Source organism: Alteromonas sp. K632G (assembly GCF_017653625.1).
Taxonomy (GTDB): domain Bacteria; phylum Pseudomonadota; class Gammaproteobacteria; order Enterobacterales; family Alteromonadaceae; genus Alteromonas; species Alteromonas naphthalenivorans.
In genome coordinates this window covers 1-21030 of record NZ_JAGGDM010000006.1, presented here as the reverse complement: position 1 = coordinate 21030, position 21030 = coordinate 1, and the positions used below count along the sequence as shown (strand labels likewise).

Below are 21030 nucleotides of genomic sequence, written 5' to 3'. Positions count from 1 at the left end.
ATGACATCCTCCTCTGTGGTTGCGGTTATTCCCGCAGCTGGAATTGGCAGCCGAATGCAGGCTGATCGCCCCAAACAGTATTTAACCCTTCAAGGGAAAACGATTCTTGAACACACCGTTGAAATACTGCTAAACCATCACGCCATCGATTACCTTGTTATTGCCATTAGCCCTCACGACACCTACTTCCCTTCTCTTGCCATTGCTAAGAATCCGAAGGTTAAAGTCGTAGAAGGTGGCAATGAACGGGCTGACTCTGTGCTGAATGCCGTAAACACCCTGCCAGAAAATACGTGGGCATTAGTGCACGATGCCGCGCGTCCTTGCGTAAGTGCTCATGACATTACTCAATTGCTAACGGTGATGAATAATGAACAGGTAGCAGGCGGTATTTTAGCGTCTCGGGTACGAGATACCATGAAACGAGGTGCCGATAGCCAGGCTGCTAATGCCAATTTTCCAACGGTTCTTCATACTGAAAGTAGAGAAAATTTATGGCATGCCCTTACGCCGCAGTTGTTTCCCACTACGCTGCTTAAGAACGCGTTATACGATGGGCTCGCCGCTGGCGCATCCATTACCGATGAAGCATCGGCCATAGAATACAGCGGGTACAAGGTTGCACTTATTGATAGCGACCCAGCCAATATTAAAATAACCCACCCTGGGGATTTACCCTTGGCAGATTTTTACTTACATCAACGACAGAAGGCACAAGTAGAATGCGAATAGGACACGGTTTCGACGTTCATAAATTTGGTGGTAACGGCCCCATTCTTATTGGTGGTGTAAGCATTGACTATGAACAAGGCCTAGTCGCCCATTCTGATGGCGACGTATTACTACATGCGTTATGCGACGCTTTACTTGGCGCTGCAGCCCTAGGTGATATTGGCAAACATTTTCCCGATACTGATGACGCCTATTCAGGTGCCGATAGTCGTGTACTACTCAGGCATGTGGTTCACGTAGTCAATGAAAAAGGCTATACCTTAGGCAATGCCGATATGACCATAGTGGCGCAAGCCCCAAAAATGGCACCACACATTCAGGCCATGCGAGAAATCATAGCCAAAGACTGTCATTGCGAGCTTGATGCAATCAACGTAAAAGCGACTACGACAGAAAAGTTAGGATATACAGGCAGAAAGGAAGGCATTGCTGCACATGCGGTCGTGTTACTGGAAAAGATATGAAACCATTACATACTCAACACTGGAATTACTACTTCAATAAACCCGTTTCAACTGGCTTATTTAAATTCCAACCTGATGACTTTCAGGTTGTGGAAGACTTAGGTTATGAACCCTGCGGTGAAGGCGAGCATCAATTCATTTTTGTAGAGAAAATGAATACCAATACTGCTTTTGTGGCTGAACAACTGGCTCGCTATACCAAATTGCCCCTTCGCCAAGTAACTTATGCTGGCCGCAAAGATAAGTATGCTCTTACCCGTCAGTGGTTTGGTTTGCATGCACCAGGGCAAGCTGATTTCGATTTTAGCGATTTTGAGCTAGAAGATGTGCGGGTTATTAAGCAAACTCGCCACAATAGAAAACTTCGTACCGGTCAATTAAAAGGTAATGCCTTCACCATTACGCTGCGTCAAGTTGTACACCCTGAAGCCATTGAAGAACGCCTGCAGGAAATCGCCAAACATGGTGTGCCTAATTATTATGGCGAACAGCGCTTTGGGGTCATGCGTGTGAACGAGCAAGGTGAAGTGCAGCGCGGTGGCAACCTTGCCATGGCTGAGCGGATGATAAACGGTGAAACCATTCGTCATAGAAATAAGCGCTCTATGGCATTATCGGCCTTGCGTAGCTGGCTATTCAATGAGGTCATCTCTACTCGTTTAGAAAACGAGACCTTCGATAAAGTACTTACCGGTGATGCCTTGGTATTAACCGGCTCAAACAGTTTCTTTATTGACGATGACAAGCAGCAAGGCAGTCAGCAACGTTATGAAGACAAAGATGTATGTCCTTCGGCACCGCTTTGGGGAAAGGGTGACTTAGTTACCACATCAGAAGCAAACGCTACGGAGGAGAAAGTAGCGACGGGCCATCCTGAAGTTATCGACTTCCTAGGGCAATGTGGCTTCGAGCAAGAACGTCGTGCAATAAAAATATGGCCATCGCAACTTGAATGGCAAAGTAAGGGTGATACATTAACCCTATCTTTTTCATTACCTAGCGGTTGTTTTGCCACATCCGTACTTAGGGAATGTGTTGAAACCGTTTCTCCCATTCACAGTATTTAGTTGAGATTGCATGAAAATCCTAATGAGTAACGATGATGGTGTGTTTGCAAAAGGCTTAGCTATTTTGCACAAAACCATCGCCAGCGAGCACGATATTACTGTTATCGCCCCCGATCGTAACTGTAGCGGCGCAAGTAACGCCCTTTCGTTACATCAACCCCTTCGTATTCAACGCATGGACAGTGGCTTTTATTCTGTCAATGGCACGCCATCAGACTGTGTTCATTTAGGTATCAGCCGAATATTAAAAGATGACCCCGAACTGGTGGTATCTGGCATTAATCATGGTGCTAACTTAGGCGATGATGTAGTTTATTCAGGTACGGTAGCCGCGGCGACGGAAGGGCGATATATGGGCTTGCCTGCCATTGCCGTGTCGCTTGCCAGTAAGAAAGGTGAGAACTTTGAAACAGCAGCTCGAGTAGTGCTAGATATTATCCGTAAACTTCAATCTCATCCTTTACCTGCAAATCAAATTTTGAACGTAAATGTTCCTGATATACCCTATGATGAACTTAAAGGTATAGAAGTTACCAGACAGGGTCGCCGACATCGTGCTGAACCTATGTTTGAAGATAAAGACCCGTTTGGTCAAACCATCTATTGGTATGGCCCAGCAGGTTCAGAACAAGATGCAGGCCCAGGTACAGACTTTCACGCAGTGGCAAACGGATATTGCTCCGTTACCCCGCTGAGTGTAGATATGACTGCCTACCAAAGCTTAGACAATATGAAAGAATGGTTAGCCAAATAACCGAATAATGCGCGGCCGATAATAAGGATAATAAGCACCACCATGAGAGCCTCCAGAAAAGGGGATGCGCTAGCACAGCTGCTTTATGATGAAGGGATCCGTTCGCAGCCTGTGCTCAATGCCATTGCCGGTACACCCCGGGAAACATTCTTACCTGATGCGCTTAAGCATAAAGCCTATCAGAATACTGCGCTGCCTATCGGGCAGGGGCAAACCATTTCGCAACCCTATATTGTTGCGAAAATGACTGAACTGCTGCTAGATAGTCCGAATAAACCTGAAAAAGTGTTAGAAATTGGTACAGGTTCTGGTTATCAGACCGCTATTCTTGCACAGCTTTTTTCGGCTGTATTCAGCGTAGAACGAATCAAATCGCTACAGTTTCATGCAAAAAGACGGATGAACCAACTCGATTTACATAATATTGCCATGAAGCATGGTGATGGATGGAAAGGGTGGACATCTAAAGGTCCTTACGATGCCATTATTGTGACGGCTGCGGCCAGTAGTTTGCCGCAAGATTTATGCGATCAATTAAAAGAAGGAGGCCGCCTGATCATTCCCGTAGGAAATGAACAGCAGTCTCTATTGTGTATCGACAGGATAGAAGGCGAGCTAAAAACCACCACAATAGAAGCGGTGCGTTTTGTTCCCTTAGTAGCAGGAGAGCTATTGTGAAATTGTTCGAGCCAATGTACGACATGGCACTTCGATGGGCTAGACACCGCCATGCGGTTAAATATTTAGGCGGGCTTAGTTTTGCTGAGTCAGTATTTTTCCCAATTCCACCTGATGTCATGCTTGCGCCCATGTCGTTGTCTCAACCGGACAAAGCGTGGCGCTTCGCGCTTATTACTACGCTTGCGTCTATTTTTGGGGGGATAGCGGGTTATTGGCTGGGGTATTTTGCCTTTGATGCATGGTTAGCGCCTATCATTGAAAGTTGGGGCTATACCCACAAAATAGAAACTGCGACGCAGTGGTTTGCCGATTACGGCGTTTGGGTGGTGTTTGTAGCGGGGTTCTCCCCTATTCCCTATAAAGTCTTCACTACCAGTGCTGGCTTTCTACAAATGGCGTTCTTTCCGTTTCTTATTGCCTCTGCGGTAGGCCGTGGCGCAAGATTTTTCTTGGTCGCAGGACTTATGCGCTGGGGCGGCGCCCCTATGGAAGCAAAGCTACGCCAATATGTGGAAGTATTAGGCTGGGCAGTGGTGCTATTGGCTGTTGCCGCTTACCTTATCTTGCGATAATAGCAGAGCGATGTCATACCGCTTAGTTCTGATTGGTGCTGTGCTACTGCTACTACAAAGTTGCAGTAGCCGAACCGGCCCTGCCCCCGTTGTTCTATTAAATAGTCAAGCAGATCAAGAGTCTGGTGGATTCACATCAGATACCTATAAAGTACAGCCAGGAGACACCCTTTTTGGCATCGCTTGGTATACCGGAAATGACTATCGAGATATCGCTAAATTTAACAGTTTATCAGAACCTTATCGTATTTTCCCTGGTCAAGAATTACGCATCACTCCCCCCCCTAAAATTGTAAAGATTTCGACAAGATCCAAGCCGCAGACCACTCAGTCAGCAGATCCGACCACGACAACAGTAGACAAAAGTTTGATTGACCCCCCCAAACCACGGGCGTATGGTGAAGGTGAAAAAGTTGTTAAGCGACAAAACGTTACGAGCGTCAACAGGCCGTCAGAAAGCGTCAAAATAACGGCAGCCAATAGTTTTCCTAACAAGGTAAAGAAGTGGGTTTGGCCTACCAAAGGTAGGGTTGTTGAAACGTTCAGTAAGTCAGAGTCGGGCAACAAAGGAATTGATATCGCTGCGGCAAAAGGTACATCGATACACGCGGCAGCAGATGGAAAAGTTGTTTATTCAGGAAGCGCCTTAAGAGGCTACGGTAATTTGGTTATTATCAAACATACCGACACCTTTTTAAGTGCCTACGCATACAACGACAACATTATCGTTAAAGAACGAGACTGGGTGTCAGCGGGGCAAAAAATCGCCACCATGGGTGACAGCGGAACAAATTCGGTAAAACTTCATTTTGAAGTTAGGTATCGTGGAAAGTCTTTAGACCCACTGCGTTATCTGCCAGCTACACGACCATAATAATAACAAATAACAATAAGAAACGAATTAAGGAGAAACGTCGTAAGGTAAACCTTGAAGCAGGAGATTCATTGTGGGTCATATAAATCAAAGCCTAGAATCAAATACGAAAGATGACTTAAATGTCATTGATATACCAGCCGATCTGAAAACAGATAAAATAATATCTGATGACACTGACACCAATTCAGAAGAATTAGTGTTAAGCCAAGACGACCAACCAAAAAATCTAGACGCCACACAGTTATATCTAGGTGAAATCGGCTTCTCGCCTCTGCTTAGTGCAGAAGAAGAAGTGTTTTTCGCCAGAAAGGCTCTACGTGGATGTGAAGCCTCACGCAAGCGCATGATTGTTAGCAATTTACGCCTAGTAGTGAAAATAGCGCGTCGATACAACAACCGCGGTCTTGCCCTGTTAGATTTAATCGAAGAAGGGAATCTAGGACTTATACGTGCTGTTGAAAAGTTCGATCCCGAACGTGGTTTTCGTTTTTCAACGTACGCAACCTGGTGGATAAGACAAACCATTGAACGCGCAATTATGAATCAAACGCGCACGATTCGGTTACCTATCCATGTTGTAAAAGAACTTAATGTATATTTACGTGCAGCTCGTGAGTTATCTCAGAAACTCGATCACGAACCTACTGCTGAAGAAATTGCACTTGCCTTAGACAAACCTGTCGAAGACGTTACCAAGATGCTGCGACTTAATGAACGTATTACGTCGGTAGATACCCCAATTGGTGGCGAAAACGATAAAGCGTTGTTAGATATTCTAGCCGATGAAAAAGAATTCGGTCCAGAAGAGAACTTACAAGACTCAGACATCAAATCAAATATTGTTGGCTGGCTGGAAGAACTCAACCCTAAGCAACGTGAAGTGTTGGCAAGACGCTTTGGATTAATGGGTTATGAGCCCTCAACGCTTGAAGATGTGGGTGCTGAAATTGGTCTTACTCGTGAACGAGTTCGTCAAATTCAAGTAGAGGCATTACGTCGATTGCGAGACATTCTAGGCCACCAAGGCCTATCGCTAGAAAATTTATTTAACCAAATGAATTAATAGCACATTGTACTAACACCATGCCGAGGCGCATTTTGCCCTCGGCATTTTTGTTTGTAGTCTTAAACCCTGGTTAAACTCACAAAAGTGTAGTTATGTGGGTTCTTCTCATCAGCGGTGTGCTCCTCACGGCTTTTCTCTTTCCAATGGCCATGGGCATCATAATCAGGAAACTGTGTATCGCCTTCTACTGCCAAATTAATAAATGTTAGGTGCAAAGTATCAGCCTTATCTAAAAACGCCTGATAAATGGTGCCACCACCAATAATCATAACCTCATCTGGGTGACTCTCTAATGCTGAAGCATATTCGATAGCCGCTTCAGGTGATGATACAACCGACGCGTCTGGCAAACTGTAAGCGCTGTTTGTAGTGATAACAATATTCGGTCTTCCCGGCAAAGCGCGTCCGATAGACTCATAGGTTTTACGCCCCATAATGACAGGCTTACCCATGGTTACTTGTTTGAAATGTTTCAAATCTGCTGGCAAATGCCAAGGCATGTCGTTATCAGCTCCGATAACACGGTTATTAGCCATCGCGGCAATCATCGCAATTTTCATAGTAATACTGACCAAAAGTGTTTCAATTGCACCTATGATAACTGATTAAAACCGAGGCGATAACACCCTTCGACTTACCTGCCCCAGTTACTATGAATTTAAACAAACCTAGCCACTTTTCTGTCCTGTTTATTTTCTCATTTTTGACTTACTTAGATACAGATCAAATAGTCTTCCTCTTTCTCCTTTCTCCTTTCTCCTTTCTCCCCATATGGTCTGCTGGGCCTTATTGTCTACTGCGCGTTGCTAGGGTGAAAAAAGCGAGACGAGTCAATCTTAATTACGAACCACATGCAAATAAAAACAATTATCATTTGCGATAATATACTATATCGTCTAGGGTGTAATTAGGAGGGCAAGCAAATGCAAATAACTTACTTGTGTGCAAAACACGAAGATTGGATTTACAACAACCCGGAGCAAGCGCTTCACTTTATGGCCAGAGACGAGATGCAAGGCACGCTTTTACTGCACTGCGGACAATACACAGAAGCTATTCCTTACTTAGGTTGCGCTTTTGATATTGCGGTTATTCTCTTAGAAGTAGATGGGGGTGAAAACGATGCCTTGATACATAAAGTAAAAAGTTTAGCCGGGTTATTAGAGGAAACTTATTACCACCTAAACCTTCCCAATTACAGAAACGCCATATTGGACAGAACGCATTCAGTTTTACAAGCCACAGAATCGGCTCTGTTATCAGCGTTTTTACTTAAATCTGTACATCAGTAAGCTGATAAAAATACTTACCAGCTTGGCATGTAAACTGTGTATTTAAAAAAATCAGAAGCTTTTAATAAAAAACCGCTAGTTTTCGCAAACTAGCGGTTTTAATGTTGTTCGTTTAGCACTGAAATAAGCGTGCATGCTTTTTTAGTTAACGACGGTACTCAACTTCTACATCGTAGTCATCTTCGTCCCAATCTTCATCATCGTCTAAGTCATCACTTAAATTGTCTTCGAAGTCGTCGCCTAAGTCAGCTTCTTGTGCTTCTAACGTATTACGATGGTAAGTATCCCACTTGAACTCAACATCTTTCGTTTCTTCTTCTGCAATAACTTCGGTTGGAAGCGTATCGATGAAGTCCATGATTTCTCGGCAAAGCGGCTCTAAGCCAATCTTCTGGAAAGCAGATATTTGGTATATTGGGCCTTCCCAACCAATTTGTGCGGCAATTTCTTTGCAGCGCTCATTGGCTTCTTCTTCAAGCATCAAATCGACTTTGTTAAACACTAACCAGCGAGGTTTACTTGCTAATTTAGGGTTGTACTTTTCGAGCTCTTCAACAATAGCCTTGGCATTTTCAGCTGGATCGCTTTCATCCACAGGCATAATGTCTACAACATGAAGCAGTATACGGCAGCGCTCTAAATGCTTAAGGAAACGAATACCTAAACCTGCGCCGTCAGCTGCACCTTCAATAAGCCCAGGAATGTCGGCTACTACGAAGCTGCGCTGTGCGTCTTGACGAACTACACCTAGGTTTGGTACTAGCGTAGTAAACGGGTAATCGGCCACTTTAGGCTTAGCTGCAGATACAGAGCGGATAAACGTAGATTTACCTGCATTCGGCATACCTAGTAAACCCACATCGGCCAATAGCATTAATTCGAGTTTTAAATTACGAATTTCGCCTGGCGTACCGTTGGTTTTATGACGTGGTGCACGGTTAGTACTGCTCTTAAAACGCGCATTACCTAAACCGTGAAACCCACCTTGTGCCACTTTAAGCTGTTGCCCATGACGAGTAAGGTCGCCAAGTACTTCACCGGTATCGCTGTCGGTAGCTCGGGTTCCTACTGGAACACTTACCGTTAAATCTTTACCGCCACGGCCAATACAGTTAGCGCCTTGACCATTTTGGCCACGCTCTGCACGGTGGAAACGCTCGAAACGATAGTCGATCAATGTATTCAGGTTTTCATCGGCAAGAAGAAAAACACTACCGCCGTCGCCCCCGTCGCCACCATCAGGGCCACCTTTGGGAACATATTTTTCCCTTCTAAAGCCAATTACGCCGTTGCCGCCGTCACCGGCTTCAACACGAATTTCAGCTTCATCTACAAATTTCATTTATCACTCCGGGCATTGTTGCCGTAGGGGTTATTTATACTCAGTATTTAACTACTAAGTTTACACCAAATTGTTATGTACTGCCCAGATACTAAAGCTCGGGTTTCCATAAAACAAAAAACCCCGCAAGCGCGGGGTTTTTCTAAGCCTGTTCGGCGAGTAGCTAAGGCGCTTACTCTGCTACGATGCTTACAAATTTACGGTTGTTCGGTCCTTTAACATCAAACTGAACTTTACCGCTTTTTAATGCAAACAACGTGTGGTCTTTACCGATACCCATGTTGTCACCAGCGTGGAAACGAGTACCACGTTGACGAACAATGATGTTACCAGCAAGAACAGATTCTCCACCAAAGCGTTTAACACCTAGGCGTTTACTCTCTGAATCACGACCGTTTTTGGTACTACCACCAGCTTTTTTATGTGCCATGTGTTCGTGCTCCTATTAAGCGTTAATGCCAGTAATTTTCACTTCCGTGAACCACTGACGGTGACCCATCTGCTTACGTGAATGCTTACGACGACGGAACTTAACGATTTTAATTTTATCGCCACGACCGTGTGTAACCACCTCAGCAGTCACCTTACCACCAGCAACGTTTGGTGTGCCGATTTTTACGTCGTCACCGTTGCTTACCATTAAAACTTTGTCGAATTCAATCGTGTCACCTGGGGCAACTTCGATTTTTTCTAGACGAACGGTTTGGCCTTCGGCCACACGGTGTTGTTTACCGCCACTTTGGAAAACCGCGTACATAGTTAACTCCGCTCTGCGTCACTGACGCAATCAATTCAAAAAACAGGGCGCGAATTGTACGTGAAACATCCGCAAATCACAACCCCGATTCTGATAAAAGTAGATTATTTTTCCAACATGGGTGAATTTTTGCGTGAATTCACCCAAAAATGCACGTTGTCACACTTAGAAAACAGCGCTAAGTAAATGGACAAACGGTAAAATTCGAGATGATAACCGCCAAATTCGATAAGCATTTATAACTAATAAAAGCATGGAATGCGTTATCTGTAGATGGAAAATCGAATACGATCCAACCGCGCCGATCTGATCATAAAAACGCGCATAAACCGCGCCTTTAAATCACCGTGATCAAAACGATCGAATAACAGATCCGAGATTGTAGCATTTTGATCTGAACTTCGCAGCTAGCAAAAAGAATATTTCTGAAAATACACATTTCACATCAAAATTGAGTGATAGCACCTATAATGAGACTTAACGTAAGTATATTAAGTATATATTAACGACTGATTGATAATTGGCTGTGCAATTCCCGAAGATATGTTCACCGTGACCTTTTCAAGACATGTCGACTGCGATTCGGTTGAATTGGCTGGGTAATACGTTTAATTCGGTAGCCAATGCGTTTAATTCGGTGGCCAATGCGTTTAATTCGGTGGCCAATGCGTTTAATTGGGTGGCTAATGTGTTTAATTGGGTGGATAGTACAGCGCATTCAGGTACAATCAGCCCCTATAATTGCCTAAGAAATGAATAAGTTTTTACGCCCATGCCAATGGATATAAATCAAATACGCGCGCTATCAAACGATGATATGCAAGCGGTTAACCACTTGATTCAACAGCAAGTCGACTCTGACGTTGCACTTATTAATCAATTGGGATTCTACATTGTTAATAGTGGCGGTAAGCGCCTTCGCCCATTACTTACCGTGTTAAGTGCACGTGCAATGGGCATTGAAAATGCTGACCACCATACCCTCGCCGCTATTGTTGAATTTATACATACCGCCACCTTGTTGCACGACGATGTGGTAGATGAATCGACCATGCGACGCGGACGTGAAACCGCTAACGCCGTATTTGGTAACCAAGCATCAGTTTTAGTAGGTGACTTTCTATATACCCGCTCATTTCAGATGATGGTAAGTTTAAAACGCATGCGTGTTATGGACATTTTATCTGAAGCAACCAATCAAATTGCCGAGGGTGAAGTATTGCAGTTAATGAACTGCAACGATGCCTCTACCACAGAAGCACGGTATTTCGACGTAATTTACGGTAAAACCGCCCGCTTGTTTGAAGCGGCTACGCAACTGGCAGCGGTATTGACCGACCAACCAGAAAACGTAGAGCATGCCATGCAAGAATACGGCAAGCACTTAGGCACCGCCTTTCAGTTAGCCGACGATATTCTAGATTACATGGCCGACAGTGATGAAATGGGCAAAAACGCAGGTGATGATCTAGCGGAAGGAAAGCCTACGCTACCTTTGCTATATGCAATGTGGAATACCGACAGTGAAGAAGATAAAGCCCTTATTCGCGATGCCATAGAGCAAAGCAACGGTTTACCTCACCTTACCCGCATTCAACAAATCATGGAAAGCACTGGGGCACTCGATTACACCCGCACGTGTGCCAACAACGAAGTGAAAATGGCCATTGATAGTTTATCTATTATTCCAGATTCACCTTACAAAGAGGCATTGATTGCTCTTGCTCATATCTCGGTAGAACGCACTAGTTAGTGCGTTAACCCGCTTCAAGCATAGCGCCCACCAGCCCCACTAAAAAGCCAAGTATTGCGCCTAAGGGGGGTAACCAATGGTTTTCCATGCGAATACCAGGGGCTATGTCTTGAAATACTGAATACAAAATTCCCCCTGCTGCAAATAGCATAATGCCACTCATGATGACGGGGAAATCTGCCAAATAATAAAACCCTACTGCGCTCATTATTGGGCCAAGTAAGCTCATCAATACAAAAATCCAAATAAGCTTAGTACTACGGTTTTTGTTTGCTGGGGTCATTTCACGATAAGCATTAAACCCTTCTGGTAGATTTTGTACTGCTATTAACACGCCTAACAACATAGTACCTCCACCTAGTGCGGCAGTGGTGCCTAGCGCTACCGATTCTGGCACAAAATCACTTAACATGGCGGCAAGTTGGCTTCCTGCGGTTTTCTTTTTTGCCAGATAAATATCCAACGCCATAAAGGCAAGTGCCCCGCCGACAAAACAACTACACGCCATTAAAACCGATACGTCTTTGATACCTTCAGGCACCAACACTAATGCTACCGCTGAAATTAACGCACCCGCCCCCAAGGCTAAAATACCGTGACGCAATTCTTGTTCTAACCACTTAGGACGGAAGCCTTTTACCTTAGATAAGAGCGCACCAGCAGGCATAGCGAGGCCAGCTAAGGTTGCCACTATAATGAGATTTAGAATATCGGGTTGCTGCATGTCTGCTCCCTATGCCTTGAGTCGTTCCATTACTTAGCCTAACACTATTGGTAAAGTGCTTAATAACCATAAAAAAAGACAGCTCAAGTGGCTGTCTTTTTTCATTGTTCTCGCTGAGCGCATCTATAATTTTTAAGCCTAACGCTATTAATCATAGAGTGATGCGTGGCGATGAGATCATTTTAAATTAAGATCTCGGGTCATGTTTTCGTTCTTATCGCGGTGCACAATGATATTGTCTTCAATGCGAATACCACCGAATGGACGATACGTATCTACCGTATCCCAATTGATGTATTTCGACGCTGGGGTGGCTTTTAAGTCTCTGAGCAAGCTGTCAATAAAATACAAACCAGGCTCGATGGTAAACACCTGGCGCGCTTCAATCATGCGCGTACAACGTAAGAAAGGATGATCTTCAGGGGCAGGCTTAGGTGTACCTCTGTCGTCATTTACCAAACCACCTACATCGTGTACTTGCAGCCCTAAAAAGTGGCCAATGCCGTGAGGGAAGAACGTTCGCGTAATACCTTGTTCAACAATATCTGCCGCCGGAAGATTCACAATGCCTGTGTCTTGTAGGATTTGAGCTATACCTGCATGGGCAAGCAAATGAATATCGGTATAGGCGACACTTGGCTTAAGCGAATCTACCAAGGTTAGCGTAACTTTATCCACGGCTTGAATAAGGTCTGAAAATAGCGTCGAGTTTTGACTGTAGGTTCGGGTGATATCAGCAGCATAACCGTGATAATTTGCTCCTGCATCAATTAAGAAAGAACGAGACTGCTTTGGGGCAATGGTATCGCACTGCATGTAATGCAGAATTGCCGCGTGTTCGTTTAGCGCAATAATACTTGTGTAAGGCACGTCGTTATCGCCTTGGCGGCACGCTGCGCTGTACGCTAAATTAATATCAAATTCACTTTTGCCTTCAATAAAGGCTTGCTCTGCCGCTTTGTGCCCTGCTACCGCCAGCTTGTTTGCTTCACGCATACACTCTAGTTCGTAATCGGTTTTATACGCCCGTTGGTAATGCAAATAATGCAGCACTCTATCTGGGTTTACGTTTTCAAACCCTAATGCTTTAGCTACTTCAATGTATTCTCCAACATAAGCAAAACCACGCTTATCGTAAGGCAGGTGCTTCTCGACAGCATCGGCTTGTTGAAGCAAAATAATATTGAAGCTGTCGGTCCAAAAATCTTGTGGCTCTGGCGGTACTTTGTGCCAGAAGTCTTCTGGGCGATAAAAAATAAGGGTAGGCTTATCTTCACCATTAACCACTAACCAGCAATTGGGGTTATCGATAACCGGCACCCATGCTTTAAATTGTGGGTTTACCTTAAATGGATAATGGTTATCGTCTAAGAACAAGCGCTTGCCTTGCCCTGAATGGATGACTAACCCTTCTAGCCCTTCACGCTGAAGTGCTTCGCGAGTGCGAGATTGAAGTTCATCGATATGTTGCTGATAGCTTGCCTGATGTTTTGACATAACACCTCATTTAAGTTTTTTGATTTGCATGGCTAACTGGCCTTCTTCAATGAGCAACGCGTTACCAGCCGTTTCAAATCGCAGGTTCTACGCTAGCTTCACTAAGTGCGAGAAGTGAATAATATTAGCCATTGTCGTTAAGTGTGCTTCTCTTCTAAGGCGACTTGAGTACGCTCTCTTAAAGGAGAATAGTGTACCACGATAGCCGCTTAGCTTTCACCGAGCGGCTTGTATCATTAGTTAAACATCTGCGCTAGTGAGGCGCTAATTGCAAGGTTCCCGTTACAGGGTGGGTGCTAACTGCACTTGATGAAGGAATAACATCTTGGGTAAGCTGCGGAAACACGTTTTTATTTTCACCCAGCTGATGCTCGTAAATATACTGATAAGCCAATACCGCTTTTACGTAACTACGGGTTTCTTTGTAAGGAATATTCTCAATCCAAATGTCCACTGGCAACGCTTCGCCTGCGGGTAACCATTCCAACACTTTACGCCAGCCAGCGTTATACGACGCCGACACCAATACAGGATTATTATCAAGTTTATCGCCTAGATAACGTAAATACTGCACACCGTAGTCGAGATTATTCTCAACTTGAAACAAGGTATGTCGACTGACTTTCTTTTTGGCTAAGTATTGCGCGGTACCTGGCATAAGTTGCATTAACCCTGCCGCGCCCACCGGCGATACTGCGTCTACCATGAAAGAGCTTTCACGACGGGCGATTGCCATCGCAAACGCTTTTGATACGTCGTAGGTTTCACTCTTTTCACTAAATTGTGACTCGAACGCCAAGGGGAAACGACGCTCAACATCGTCCCAATAACCACTTTTAGCGAAACTGATGATGGCTTGGTCGTATATACCCCACTCGTAAGCCAGCACTCCTGCATCAGTCACTTGTGAATCGGGTAAATTCGATAGCAAATAGCGCCACTCTCGACGCGCACTCGTAGAACGCTCTAAACGGTAAAATTCCGTTGCCCGTTGGGTAGCGGGGGTATTCGCAATAGCGTGCACCGCACTTTGCACCCGAGGCGCTGGCGTATATGCCAAATTAGGCTGACTATTAATACGGGCACTCGCCATAAAACCATAATAATTGCGTTCGGTGGACAGTTGCTGATACATCACCGTAGCCTGCATCACATTCCCTAGTTCTTCGAGCGCGCGGGCTTTCCAATAGCGGAAGTTTTCCTCTTGCTGGAGTTCAGGACTGGCGGCATCAATCACATCGACGACCCGCTGCCATTGTTTGCCGCGAAGCAAAAACGACACATGCCAAAATTTCACATCATCGCTAGCACCTGCGATATCGGCCTTATCTAGCCATTCATGGGCTTCAGGTAAGAAATCTAAAGTCGCGCTTAAGGCAATAGCCCGTTGAATAATATGTAATTCAGGCTCTGAGAAAATGTTTTTCGGGGCGTAGGTATTGTAAGCCTTTATTGCCGCTTTAGGGTTTCTCCACGCCAGTTTTTCTATACCCCAGGTTAATATTTCAGCTTCGCTGTTTTTGTGTTTCAAAGGAAACAGGCGGGTTCGGTTAACTAAACTTACATCACGTGATACCGATGACCACGCATCGGCTAAATACTGATGACTAGTGGGCAATTGGCGTTTTAAATAAGGAATAATGCGGCGATTATCTTCTTTCGCTGCAATGGCAATACGCTTAACCACTTTATCTGGCGTCATGAGGCCATTGCTTCGCCACTTTGCAAATAGAGGGTCGCATTCATCGGGCTGCGACTGGCCGCTGTACCAAAGAGGGTCTACATCCGTTAGCACAGGTTTGGGATCGTCGGTACGTTTTAATTTGTAACCCAAGGCTTGGCAGGTAAGTTTAGCGCCCATGCCATCACGATAACTACTTAAAAACGCGTTTTCGTGGCCTTGAGAAGATAGGTAGTTCAGCCATCTATAGCGCAAACCATAACTAACAGGTTGCCCCGCGTAATCTTCTAGAAACTGTTCTACTTCACGCTGAGTTTTAAGCGACATGGTGCGTTCTAATCGCAAACGAAGTAGATACGGATAGAGTGGATAATTCGCCAACCCGTAAATTTCTGCGTCTAAATCTTCTAAACGTCTTTTCGGTAGGGTTCGTAAGCTTTTTTCTAAAATTAAGAAACGTGCCCGCTCATCGGCGTAGATGTCATCAGGGAATAGCGGCGAAACTTGCGCATGGCTTAGCTGAAGGCAGCTTGAAATAGCCACTATCGTAAATAACCCCAATGGCTTATGCAAAGGCAACTGCTTGAAAAATGCGAGTGCAGTTGGAAAAAAATTTATTCCTACTTTATACGACACAATGTGAACTCCTACCCCTTGTTGCATTCAAATACACCAGAGTTGGTGTAATGATAAAACGATGCTTGCGTGAAAGCCGAAAAATTATCGGCGTGGATCCGTGCCACAGAAGTAAAAAGTGCCAGCGTTGATGATTATGACTTACAACCATTTACATCATGATTGTAGATTATTGTTTTGCTGGATTGGCGCTTTGCGTCAATAGCATCCATTATACAAGCACTATTATTGAAATGAAGCTTGATTTTCGATGAATGACCTCCATTTTTAACAATTGAAACGCTCGTTTGAATTTTTCATTGATATTTTGTTTAAGTTTAGTTAAAAAGCTAGCCACCCTAACGCATTAGTGTTGTGGTACGACCAGAATGTATGTTTGGTTTATACGCTTATAGCGAATGGTTAGATTGCTACACTACTATCCCGGCCAACGCCGAAGGAGATGATAATGATATACACAGGCAAGAGTTTATCCGTCAGTCTGTTAGATGATGGCTTTGCTGAACTGGTATTTGATGCCGAAGGTTCAGTAAACAAGTTCGACCGCCAAACGGTGACAGAACTTGATGAAGCAACCCAAGCATTGCTTAAAGAAAGCGGTGTTAAAGGCTTAGTAGTACGCAGCGCAAAATCTGCATTTATTGTAGGTGCTGATATCACCGAATTTACCGGCTTATTCGCGATGGATGAAGCCGAAGTACTAAACTGGGTAGCAAACACGTCTCAGGTGTTTGACCGCTTCGAAGATTTGCCTTTCCCTACCGTTGCTGCCATTAACGGTTTTGCATTGGGTGGTGGCTGTGAAATGACACTAGCCTGTGACCTTCGCGTTGCAGATACAACTGCCTCTATTGGCCTACCAGAAGTTAAATTAGGCATAATGCCTGGCTTTGGTGGCACCGTACGTTTACCTCGCTTAATTGGTGCCGACAATGCACTAGAGTGGATGACCACAGGTAAAGACAGAAAAGGCGCAAAAGCCCTTGCTGAAGGCGCCGTTGACGCCGTAGTTGCACCAGAGTCATTACGCGACAGCGCACTTTCTATGCTAAAAGATGCCGCAGATGGCAAGTTCAAATGGGAAGCACGTCGTGCTCAGAAGAAAGCCCCATTACAGCTAAATAAAAACGAAGCTATGATGAGTTTTTCTACCGCACAAGCCATGGTATTTGCCCAAGCAGGCAAGCACTACCCTGCTCCGCACAAAATGGTAGAAACCGTTCAAAAAGCCGCAGGCCTTGACCGCGATGGCGCACTTAAGCTTGAAAACGCTGGCTTTGTTGCCCTAACTAAAACCGATGCAGCGCAAGCGCAAATTGGTATTTTCCTAGCCGACCAGCTAGTAAGAAGTAAAGGTAAGAAACAAGCTAAAGCTGCCACAAAAGAGGTAAAACTTAATGCCGTACTGGGTGCGGGCATTATGGGTGGCGGTATTGCGTATCAAAGTGCTGTTAAAGGCATGCCAGTGATCATGAAAGACATTAACACTGAAGCACTAGACCTAGGCTTAAACGAAGCTGCCAATATTCTTGGTAAAGGTATGCAGCGCGGTAAAGTTGATGCCAAAACCATGGCAAAAACCCTTAACGCTATTACGCCTACCCTTGACTACAACACGCTTAAAGATGCAGATCTTGTGATTGAAGCCGTTGTTGAAAACCCGAAAGTAAAAGGCATAGTGCTTAAAGAAGTAGAAGACGTAGTGGCCGATGACGCTATCATCTGTTCTAACACCTCTACTATTTCAATTAACCAATTAGCGAAAAGCTTAGACAAGCCAGAACGCTTCTGTGGTATGCACTTCTTTAACCCAGTACACCGCATGCCATTGGTTGAAATTATTCGTGGTGAAAATACCTCGGAAGATACTATTAATGCCGTAGTGGCCACCACACTTCGCATGGGTAAAACCCCAATTGTGGTTAACGATTGCCCAGGGTTCTTGGTAAACCGCGTATTGTTCCCTTACTTCGCAGGCTTCAGTAAGTTGCTAATAGATGGCGCTGATTTTGTTGCTGTTGATAAAGTAATGGAAAAACAGTTCGGCTGGCCAATGGGCCCCGCTTACCTAATGGATGTTGTTGGTATTGATACTGGCGACCACGCTGCAGACGTTATGGCAGCAGGTATTCCAGAGCGTATGGCACGTATTGGCGACGACCCAGTAACCGTGCTTTATAAAGAAAAACGCTTAGGCCAGAAAAATGGCAAAGGCTTTTATAACTACGGTAAAGACAAGCGCGGTAAGCCTACGAAAGTGGCTGCTGAAGAAGCATACAGCTTGCTTGCTCCTATTACAGCCGATACCAAAGACTTCGACGCGCAAGACATTATTGCACGCTTGATGATCCCTATGGCTAACGAAGCAATTCGTTGCCTAGAAGAAGGCATTGTAGGTACTGCAGCTGAAGCAGATATGGCCTTACTTTACGGTTTAGGCTTCCCTCCATTCCGCGGTGGTGTATTCCGCTGGATTGAAACAATGGGATTAGCGAACTTTGTCGAACTAGCCGACAAATACGCCAGTCTTGGCCCGATTTACCAAATTTCAGATGGCGTTCGCAAGATGGCCGCTGAAGGTAAATCTTACTTCGCTTAATTCCCAAGGAGACTAATAATGAAAGAAGTCGTAGTTATCGATTGTGTTCGTACCCCTATGGGACGCTCGAAAGCCGGTGTATTTAGAAATGTTCGTGCAGAGACTATGTCTGCCGCGCTAATGACCGCATTACTTGAGCGCAACCCAGGTGTTGATCCAGCAGAAATTGAAGACATTATATGGGGCTGTGTACAGCAAACCAAAGAACAAGGTTTCAACATTGCGCGTAATGCGCAATTGCTAACCCAAATTCCACGTACTACAGGTGCAGTCACCGTTAACCGTTTATGCGGTTCATCGATGCAAGCATTGCATGATGCGACTAGCGGCATTATGAGCGGTCGTGGCGATATATACATGATTGGTGGTGTTGAGCACATGGGCCATGTACCTATGAACTACAACATCGACTTTCACCCAGGCCTTGCTAAGTACACCGCAAAAGCCTCTGGCATGATGGGTATGACCGCCGAGCTACTTGGTCGTCAAAATGGTATCACTCGTGAAATGCAAGATGCGTTTGGCGCACGTTCGCATCAGCTAGCGCATAAAGCACACCTTGAAGGCCGCTGGGCTAACGAGATTGTGCCTATCGAAGGCCATGATGCCAACGGTACGCTTAAACTGATTGACCATGATGAAGTTATTCGCCCAGAAAGCACAGCTGAAAGCATGGCGCAACTTCGCCCTGTGTTCGACCCAGTAAACGGCACCGTTACAGCAGGTACATCATCAGCGTTGTCTGACGGTGCGTCTGCCATGTTGCTTATGTCTGCCGACAAAGCAAAAGCACTAGGTTTAACACCTCGCGCTAAAATTCGTTCAATGGCAGTGGCAGGTTGTGATGCAGCTATTATGGGTTACGGCCCAGTACCGGCAACACAAAAAGCCCTAAAACGTGCTGGCCTTAGCATGGACGATATTCAACTGGCTGAGTTCAACGAAGCCTTTGCTGCCCAAGCACTATCGTGCATTAAGCAACTAGGTTGGATGGACAATCTTGATGACAAGATTAACCTTAACGGCGGCGCTATTTCACTAGGCCACCCTCTAGGTTGTTCTGGTTCACGTATATCAGGTACCTTGATTAACCTGATGGAATCGCAAGATGTAGAGCTAGGCTTAGCCACCATGTGTATTGGTTTAGGCCAAGGTATAGCCACTGTATTTGAACGTGTGTAATTAATTATTTACGTTTTATTGAAAGGGCCTTCGGGCCCTTTTTTGTTGCATGAGGTTCGTAAAGCACAATACAGCTTGAGCAAACACGACTATTTTAAAACACGGGAAAGCGGGCTAACTACCCCTTGCGCCCCCTGTTGTAATACATGAGTGTAAATTTGCGTAGTTTTCACATCAGAATGACCAAGTTGCGTTTGCACAGTACGAATGTCGGCACCCGACTGTAAAAGGTGAGTAGCAAATGAATGTCGTAAGGTATGCGGCGTAACCTTCTTTTTAAGCCCACACGCACTTGCGGTTATTCTTATCGCCTTTTGTATGCTTGATTCATCAATATGATGTCGACGCGTTTTTCCATTCTCGGGATCAACCGATAAACGCGCAGAAGGAAAAAGATAATGCCATCCAAGTTCTTTAGGCGCATTTTGGTATTTAACACGCAAACGATGAGGCAAATATACCCCTTGGTAACTAGGGTTATCTAAATCTGCAATAAGGTAACTTTCAACTACACTTATTTGCCGATTAAGCCCAGGTTTTAGCTCTGATGCTAAAGTAACAACACGATGTTTGCCGCCTTTACCATCCCATATTCGAATAGCGTTGTAGTCGAAATCAATGTCTTTTACACGCAACCTCACAGCCTCCATTAAACGTAACCCGCTTCCATAAAGTAACGAAATAGGTAACTTTAAATGAGCAGGAAGTTGAGCAAAAAGCGCAACCACTTCGTCTTGCGAAGCACAACAGGTAACTTGGCTTGCCTGCGACTTGTAACAAAATCAAGGCTCAAGGAAAGAGGCTTTTCTAGTATGTCTCGATAAAGAAATGCCAACGCATTGAGTGCGCTGGCTTGAGTAGCCGGTGCTACATTCTTTTTATTCACTAAGTGAGATAGAAACAATTCTACTTCTTTGTCTCCCATCTCGGCAGGATGCCTAGTATTGTGAAACCGAATATAACTAACAATCCACCCACTATAAAGCTGTATAGAGCGCTTAGCGTAACGGTGATTTCGCATGTGTTGAACCACCATTTGCATAAACATTGATTTCATTTTTATTTTTCACATTTAAACTGTAATTACATACAGCATTACGATTTTTTAGTACGCCGTAAAATAAAAAGGAAACATTCCGTACTTAAGTACAGTGTTTTCAGATACAAAGTGTAGGATATTGATATAAGTTAACTTACGTGCGAAAGTTAAAATATTATTTGGGTGATATATGGAAACTTTCCGCCTTGCATAAAGGATTTTTTCCGTACACTAAATTGTTATAAGGCGTCAGCCTAAACTTCGTTTGCCTTAGTAAAAAAAGTGGTGCAACTACCCTTACCTGTTTTCATTAGC

The 21030-nt window shown here is 44.7% G+C and carries 20 protein-coding genes and 1 pseudogene; 13 read left to right on the top strand and 8 right to left on the bottom strand.

Features of this window, described 5'->3' with window-relative positions; all coding sequences use genetic code 11:
• The 8 genes from ispD (at position 1) to rpoS (ending at position 6210) form a co-directional block, all read left to right on the top strand.
• The gene (ispD, locus tag J5X92_RS07405) at positions 1-732 is read left to right on the top strand and encodes a 2-C-methyl-D-erythritol 4-phosphate cytidylyltransferase (protein WP_208805244.1); all 732 of its coding nucleotides are present in this window, start codon (positions 1-3) and stop codon (positions 730-732) included.
• On the top strand, positions 723-1196 hold the full coding sequence (gene ispF / locus J5X92_RS07400) for a 2-C-methyl-D-erythritol 2,4-cyclodiphosphate synthase (protein WP_208805243.1): 474 nt from the start codon (positions 723-725) through the stop codon (positions 1194-1196). The genes ispD and ispF overlap by 10 nt, the downstream gene beginning before the upstream one ends.
• Positions 1193-2263, top strand: coding sequence for a tRNA pseudouridine(13) synthase TruD (truD, locus tag J5X92_RS07395; protein WP_208805242.1), 1071 nt, complete (start codon positions 1193-1195; stop codon positions 2261-2263). The genes ispF and truD overlap by 4 nt, the downstream gene beginning before the upstream one ends.
• A gap of 10 nt (positions 2264-2273) precedes the next feature.
• On the top strand, positions 2274-3017 hold the full coding sequence (surE, locus tag J5X92_RS07390; protein WP_208805241.1) for a 5'/3'-nucleotidase SurE: 744 nt from the start codon (positions 2274-2276) through the stop codon (positions 3015-3017).
• 42 nt (positions 3018-3059) lie between these two features.
• Positions 3060-3695 carry a protein-L-isoaspartate(D-aspartate) O-methyltransferase gene (locus J5X92_RS07385; RefSeq protein ID WP_126873154.1) on the top strand — a complete coding sequence of 212 codons (636 nt, stop codon included), beginning with the start codon at positions 3060-3062 and terminating at the stop codon, positions 3693-3695.
• Positions 3692-4270, top strand: a complete 579-nt coding sequence (locus J5X92_RS07380; protein ID WP_013785535.1) for a YqaA family protein — start codon at positions 3692-3694, stop codon at positions 4268-4270. The genes J5X92_RS07385 and J5X92_RS07380 overlap by 4 nt, the downstream gene beginning before the upstream one ends.
• A 10-nt stretch (positions 4271-4280) precedes the next feature.
• Positions 4281-5144, top strand: coding sequence for a peptidoglycan DD-metalloendopeptidase family protein (locus J5X92_RS07375; RefSeq protein ID WP_013785536.1), 864 nt, complete (start codon positions 4281-4283; stop codon positions 5142-5144).
• Positions 5145-5277: 133 nt separating this feature from the next.
• Entirely contained in the window at positions 5278-6210 is a 933-nt protein-coding gene (gene rpoS, locus J5X92_RS07370; RefSeq protein WP_049791838.1) for an RNA polymerase sigma factor RpoS, read from the top strand.
• A 62-nt stretch (positions 6211-6272) separates the two neighbouring features.
• Here the strand turns inward: rpoS and folA are convergent, their stop codons facing one another.
• A complete protein-coding gene (gene folA, locus J5X92_RS07365; protein WP_232043519.1) occupies positions 6273-6773 on the bottom strand; it encodes a type 3 dihydrofolate reductase in 501 nt (166 codons plus the stop codon).
• A 363-nt stretch (positions 6774-7136) separates the two neighbouring features.
• On the opposite strand from folA, the gene J5X92_RS07360 reads away from it, so the two are divergent.
• Positions 7137-7505 carry a hypothetical protein gene (locus tag J5X92_RS07360; RefSeq protein ID WP_208805240.1) on the top strand — a complete coding sequence of 123 codons (369 nt, stop codon included), beginning with the start codon at positions 7137-7139 and terminating at the stop codon, positions 7503-7505.
• Positions 7506-7650: 145 nt separating this feature from the next.
• On the opposite strand, the gene cgtA is transcribed toward J5X92_RS07360, so the two are convergent.
• From cgtA to rplU, 3 genes are all read right to left on the bottom strand, one after another.
• Positions 7651-8847, bottom strand: coding sequence for an Obg family GTPase CgtA (cgtA, locus tag J5X92_RS07355; protein WP_126873153.1), 1197 nt, complete (start codon positions 8845-8847; stop codon positions 7651-7653).
• Positions 8848-9019: 172 nt separating this feature from the next.
• Positions 9020-9277, bottom strand: a complete 258-nt coding sequence (gene rpmA / locus J5X92_RS07350) for a 50S ribosomal protein L27 (RefSeq protein ID WP_013785541.1) — start codon at positions 9275-9277, stop codon at positions 9020-9022.
• A gap of 15 nt (positions 9278-9292) precedes the next feature.
• Positions 9293-9604, bottom strand: coding sequence for a 50S ribosomal protein L21 (gene rplU / locus J5X92_RS07345; protein ID WP_013785542.1), 312 nt, complete (start codon positions 9602-9604; stop codon positions 9293-9295).
• A gap of 568 nt (positions 9605-10172) precedes the next feature.
• Here rplU and J5X92_RS07340 point away from each other — a divergent pair.
• Positions 10173-10364 carry a hypothetical protein gene (locus J5X92_RS07340; protein ID WP_208805239.1) on the top strand — a complete coding sequence of 64 codons (192 nt, stop codon included), beginning with the start codon at positions 10173-10175 and terminating at the stop codon, positions 10362-10364.
• 18 nt (positions 10365-10382) lie between these two features.
• Positions 10383-11357: an octaprenyl diphosphate synthase gene (gene ispB / locus J5X92_RS07335; protein WP_013785543.1), complete on the top strand. Its 975-nt coding sequence runs from the start codon at positions 10383-10385 to the stop codon at positions 11355-11357.
• A 4-nt stretch (positions 11358-11361) separates the two neighbouring features.
• On the opposite strand, the gene J5X92_RS07330 is transcribed toward ispB, so the two are convergent.
• The 3 genes from J5X92_RS07330 to J5X92_RS07320 all read right to left on the bottom strand — a co-directional run bounded on the left by J5X92_RS07330 (position 11362) and on the right by J5X92_RS07320 (position 15895).
• Positions 11362-12081: a divalent cation transporter gene (locus J5X92_RS07330; RefSeq protein ID WP_208805238.1), complete on the bottom strand. Its 720-nt coding sequence runs from the start codon at positions 12079-12081 to the stop codon at positions 11362-11364.
• Positions 12082-12258: 177 nt separating this feature from the next.
• A complete protein-coding gene (pepQ, locus tag J5X92_RS07325; RefSeq protein WP_013785545.1) occupies positions 12259-13578 on the bottom strand; it encodes a Xaa-Pro dipeptidase in 1320 nt (439 codons plus the stop codon).
• Between the two features lie 253 nt (positions 13579-13831).
• Complete coding sequence (locus J5X92_RS07320) at positions 13832-15895, bottom strand: transglycosylase SLT domain-containing protein (RefSeq protein ID WP_260563520.1); 2064 nt, start codon at positions 15893-15895, stop codon at positions 13832-13834.
• 448 nt (positions 15896-16343) lie between these two features.
• On the opposite strand from J5X92_RS07320, the gene fadB reads away from it, so the two are divergent.
• Together fadB and fadA are read left to right on the top strand one after the other, a co-directional pair.
• Positions 16344-18494: a fatty acid oxidation complex subunit alpha FadB gene (fadB, locus tag J5X92_RS07315; protein WP_013785547.1), complete on the top strand. Its 2151-nt coding sequence runs from the start codon at positions 16344-16346 to the stop codon at positions 18492-18494.
• A gap of 18 nt (positions 18495-18512) precedes the next feature.
• On the top strand, positions 18513-19676 hold the full coding sequence (gene fadA, locus J5X92_RS07310; protein ID WP_013785548.1) for an acetyl-CoA C-acyltransferase FadA: 1164 nt from the start codon (positions 18513-18515) through the stop codon (positions 19674-19676).
• Positions 19677-19765: 89 nt separating this feature from the next.
• Here the strand turns inward: fadA and J5X92_RS07305 are convergent.
• Positions 19766-20733 (bottom strand): annotated as a pseudogene (locus J5X92_RS07305) (integron integrase).
• Positions 20734-21030 lie beyond the last annotated feature (297 nt).

Bases quoted from the DNA above. Each gene is read 5' to 3' on its own strand.
- J5X92_RS07330 (WP_208805238.1), bottom strand. From the start codon at position 12,081: ATGCAGCAACCCGATATTCTAAATCTCATTATAGTGGCAACCTTAGCT.
- J5X92_RS07340 (WP_208805239.1), top strand. From the start codon at position 10,173: ATGTCGACTGCGATTCGGTTGAATTGGCTGGGTAATACGTTTAATTCG.
- J5X92_RS07375 (WP_013785536.1), top strand. From the start codon at position 4,281: ATGTCATACCGCTTAGTTCTGATTGGTGCTGTGCTACTGCTACTACAA.
- ispB (WP_013785543.1), top strand. From the start codon at position 10,383: ATGGATATAAATCAAATACGCGCGCTATCAAACGATGATATGCAAGCG.
- J5X92_RS07385 (WP_126873154.1), top strand. From the start codon at position 3,060: ATGAGAGCCTCCAGAAAAGGGGATGCGCTAGCACAGCTGCTTTATGAT.
- pepQ (WP_013785545.1), bottom strand. From the start codon at position 13,578: ATGTCAAAACATCAGGCAAGCTATCAGCAACATATCGATGAACTTCAA.
- folA (WP_232043519.1), bottom strand. From the start codon at position 6,773: ATGAAAATTGCGATGATTGCCGCGATGGCTAATAACCGTGTTATCGGA.
- surE (WP_208805241.1), top strand. From the start codon at position 2,274: ATGAAAATCCTAATGAGTAACGATGATGGTGTGTTTGCAAAAGGCTTA.
- fadA (WP_013785548.1), top strand. From the start codon at position 18,513: ATGAAAGAAGTCGTAGTTATCGATTGTGTTCGTACCCCTATGGGACGC.
- truD (WP_208805242.1), top strand. From the start codon at position 1,193: ATGAAACCATTACATACTCAACACTGGAATTACTACTTCAATAAACCC.
- ispD (WP_208805244.1), top strand. From the start codon at position 1: ATGACATCCTCCTCTGTGGTTGCGGTTATTCCCGCAGCTGGAATTGGC.
- rpmA (WP_013785541.1), bottom strand. From the start codon at position 9,277: ATGGCACATAAAAAAGCTGGTGGTAGTACCAAAAACGGTCGTGATTCA.
- J5X92_RS07360 (WP_208805240.1), top strand. From the start codon at position 7,137: ATGCAAATAACTTACTTGTGTGCAAAACACGAAGATTGGATTTACAAC.
- cgtA (WP_126873153.1), bottom strand. From the start codon at position 8,847: ATGAAATTTGTAGATGAAGCTGAAATTCGTGTTGAAGCCGGTGACGGC.
- ispF (WP_208805243.1), top strand. From the start codon at position 723: ATGCGAATAGGACACGGTTTCGACGTTCATAAATTTGGTGGTAACGGC.
- rplU (WP_013785542.1), bottom strand. From the start codon at position 9,604: ATGTACGCGGTTTTCCAAAGTGGCGGTAAACAACACCGTGTGGCCGAA.
- fadB (WP_013785547.1), top strand. From the start codon at position 16,344: ATGATATACACAGGCAAGAGTTTATCCGTCAGTCTGTTAGATGATGGC.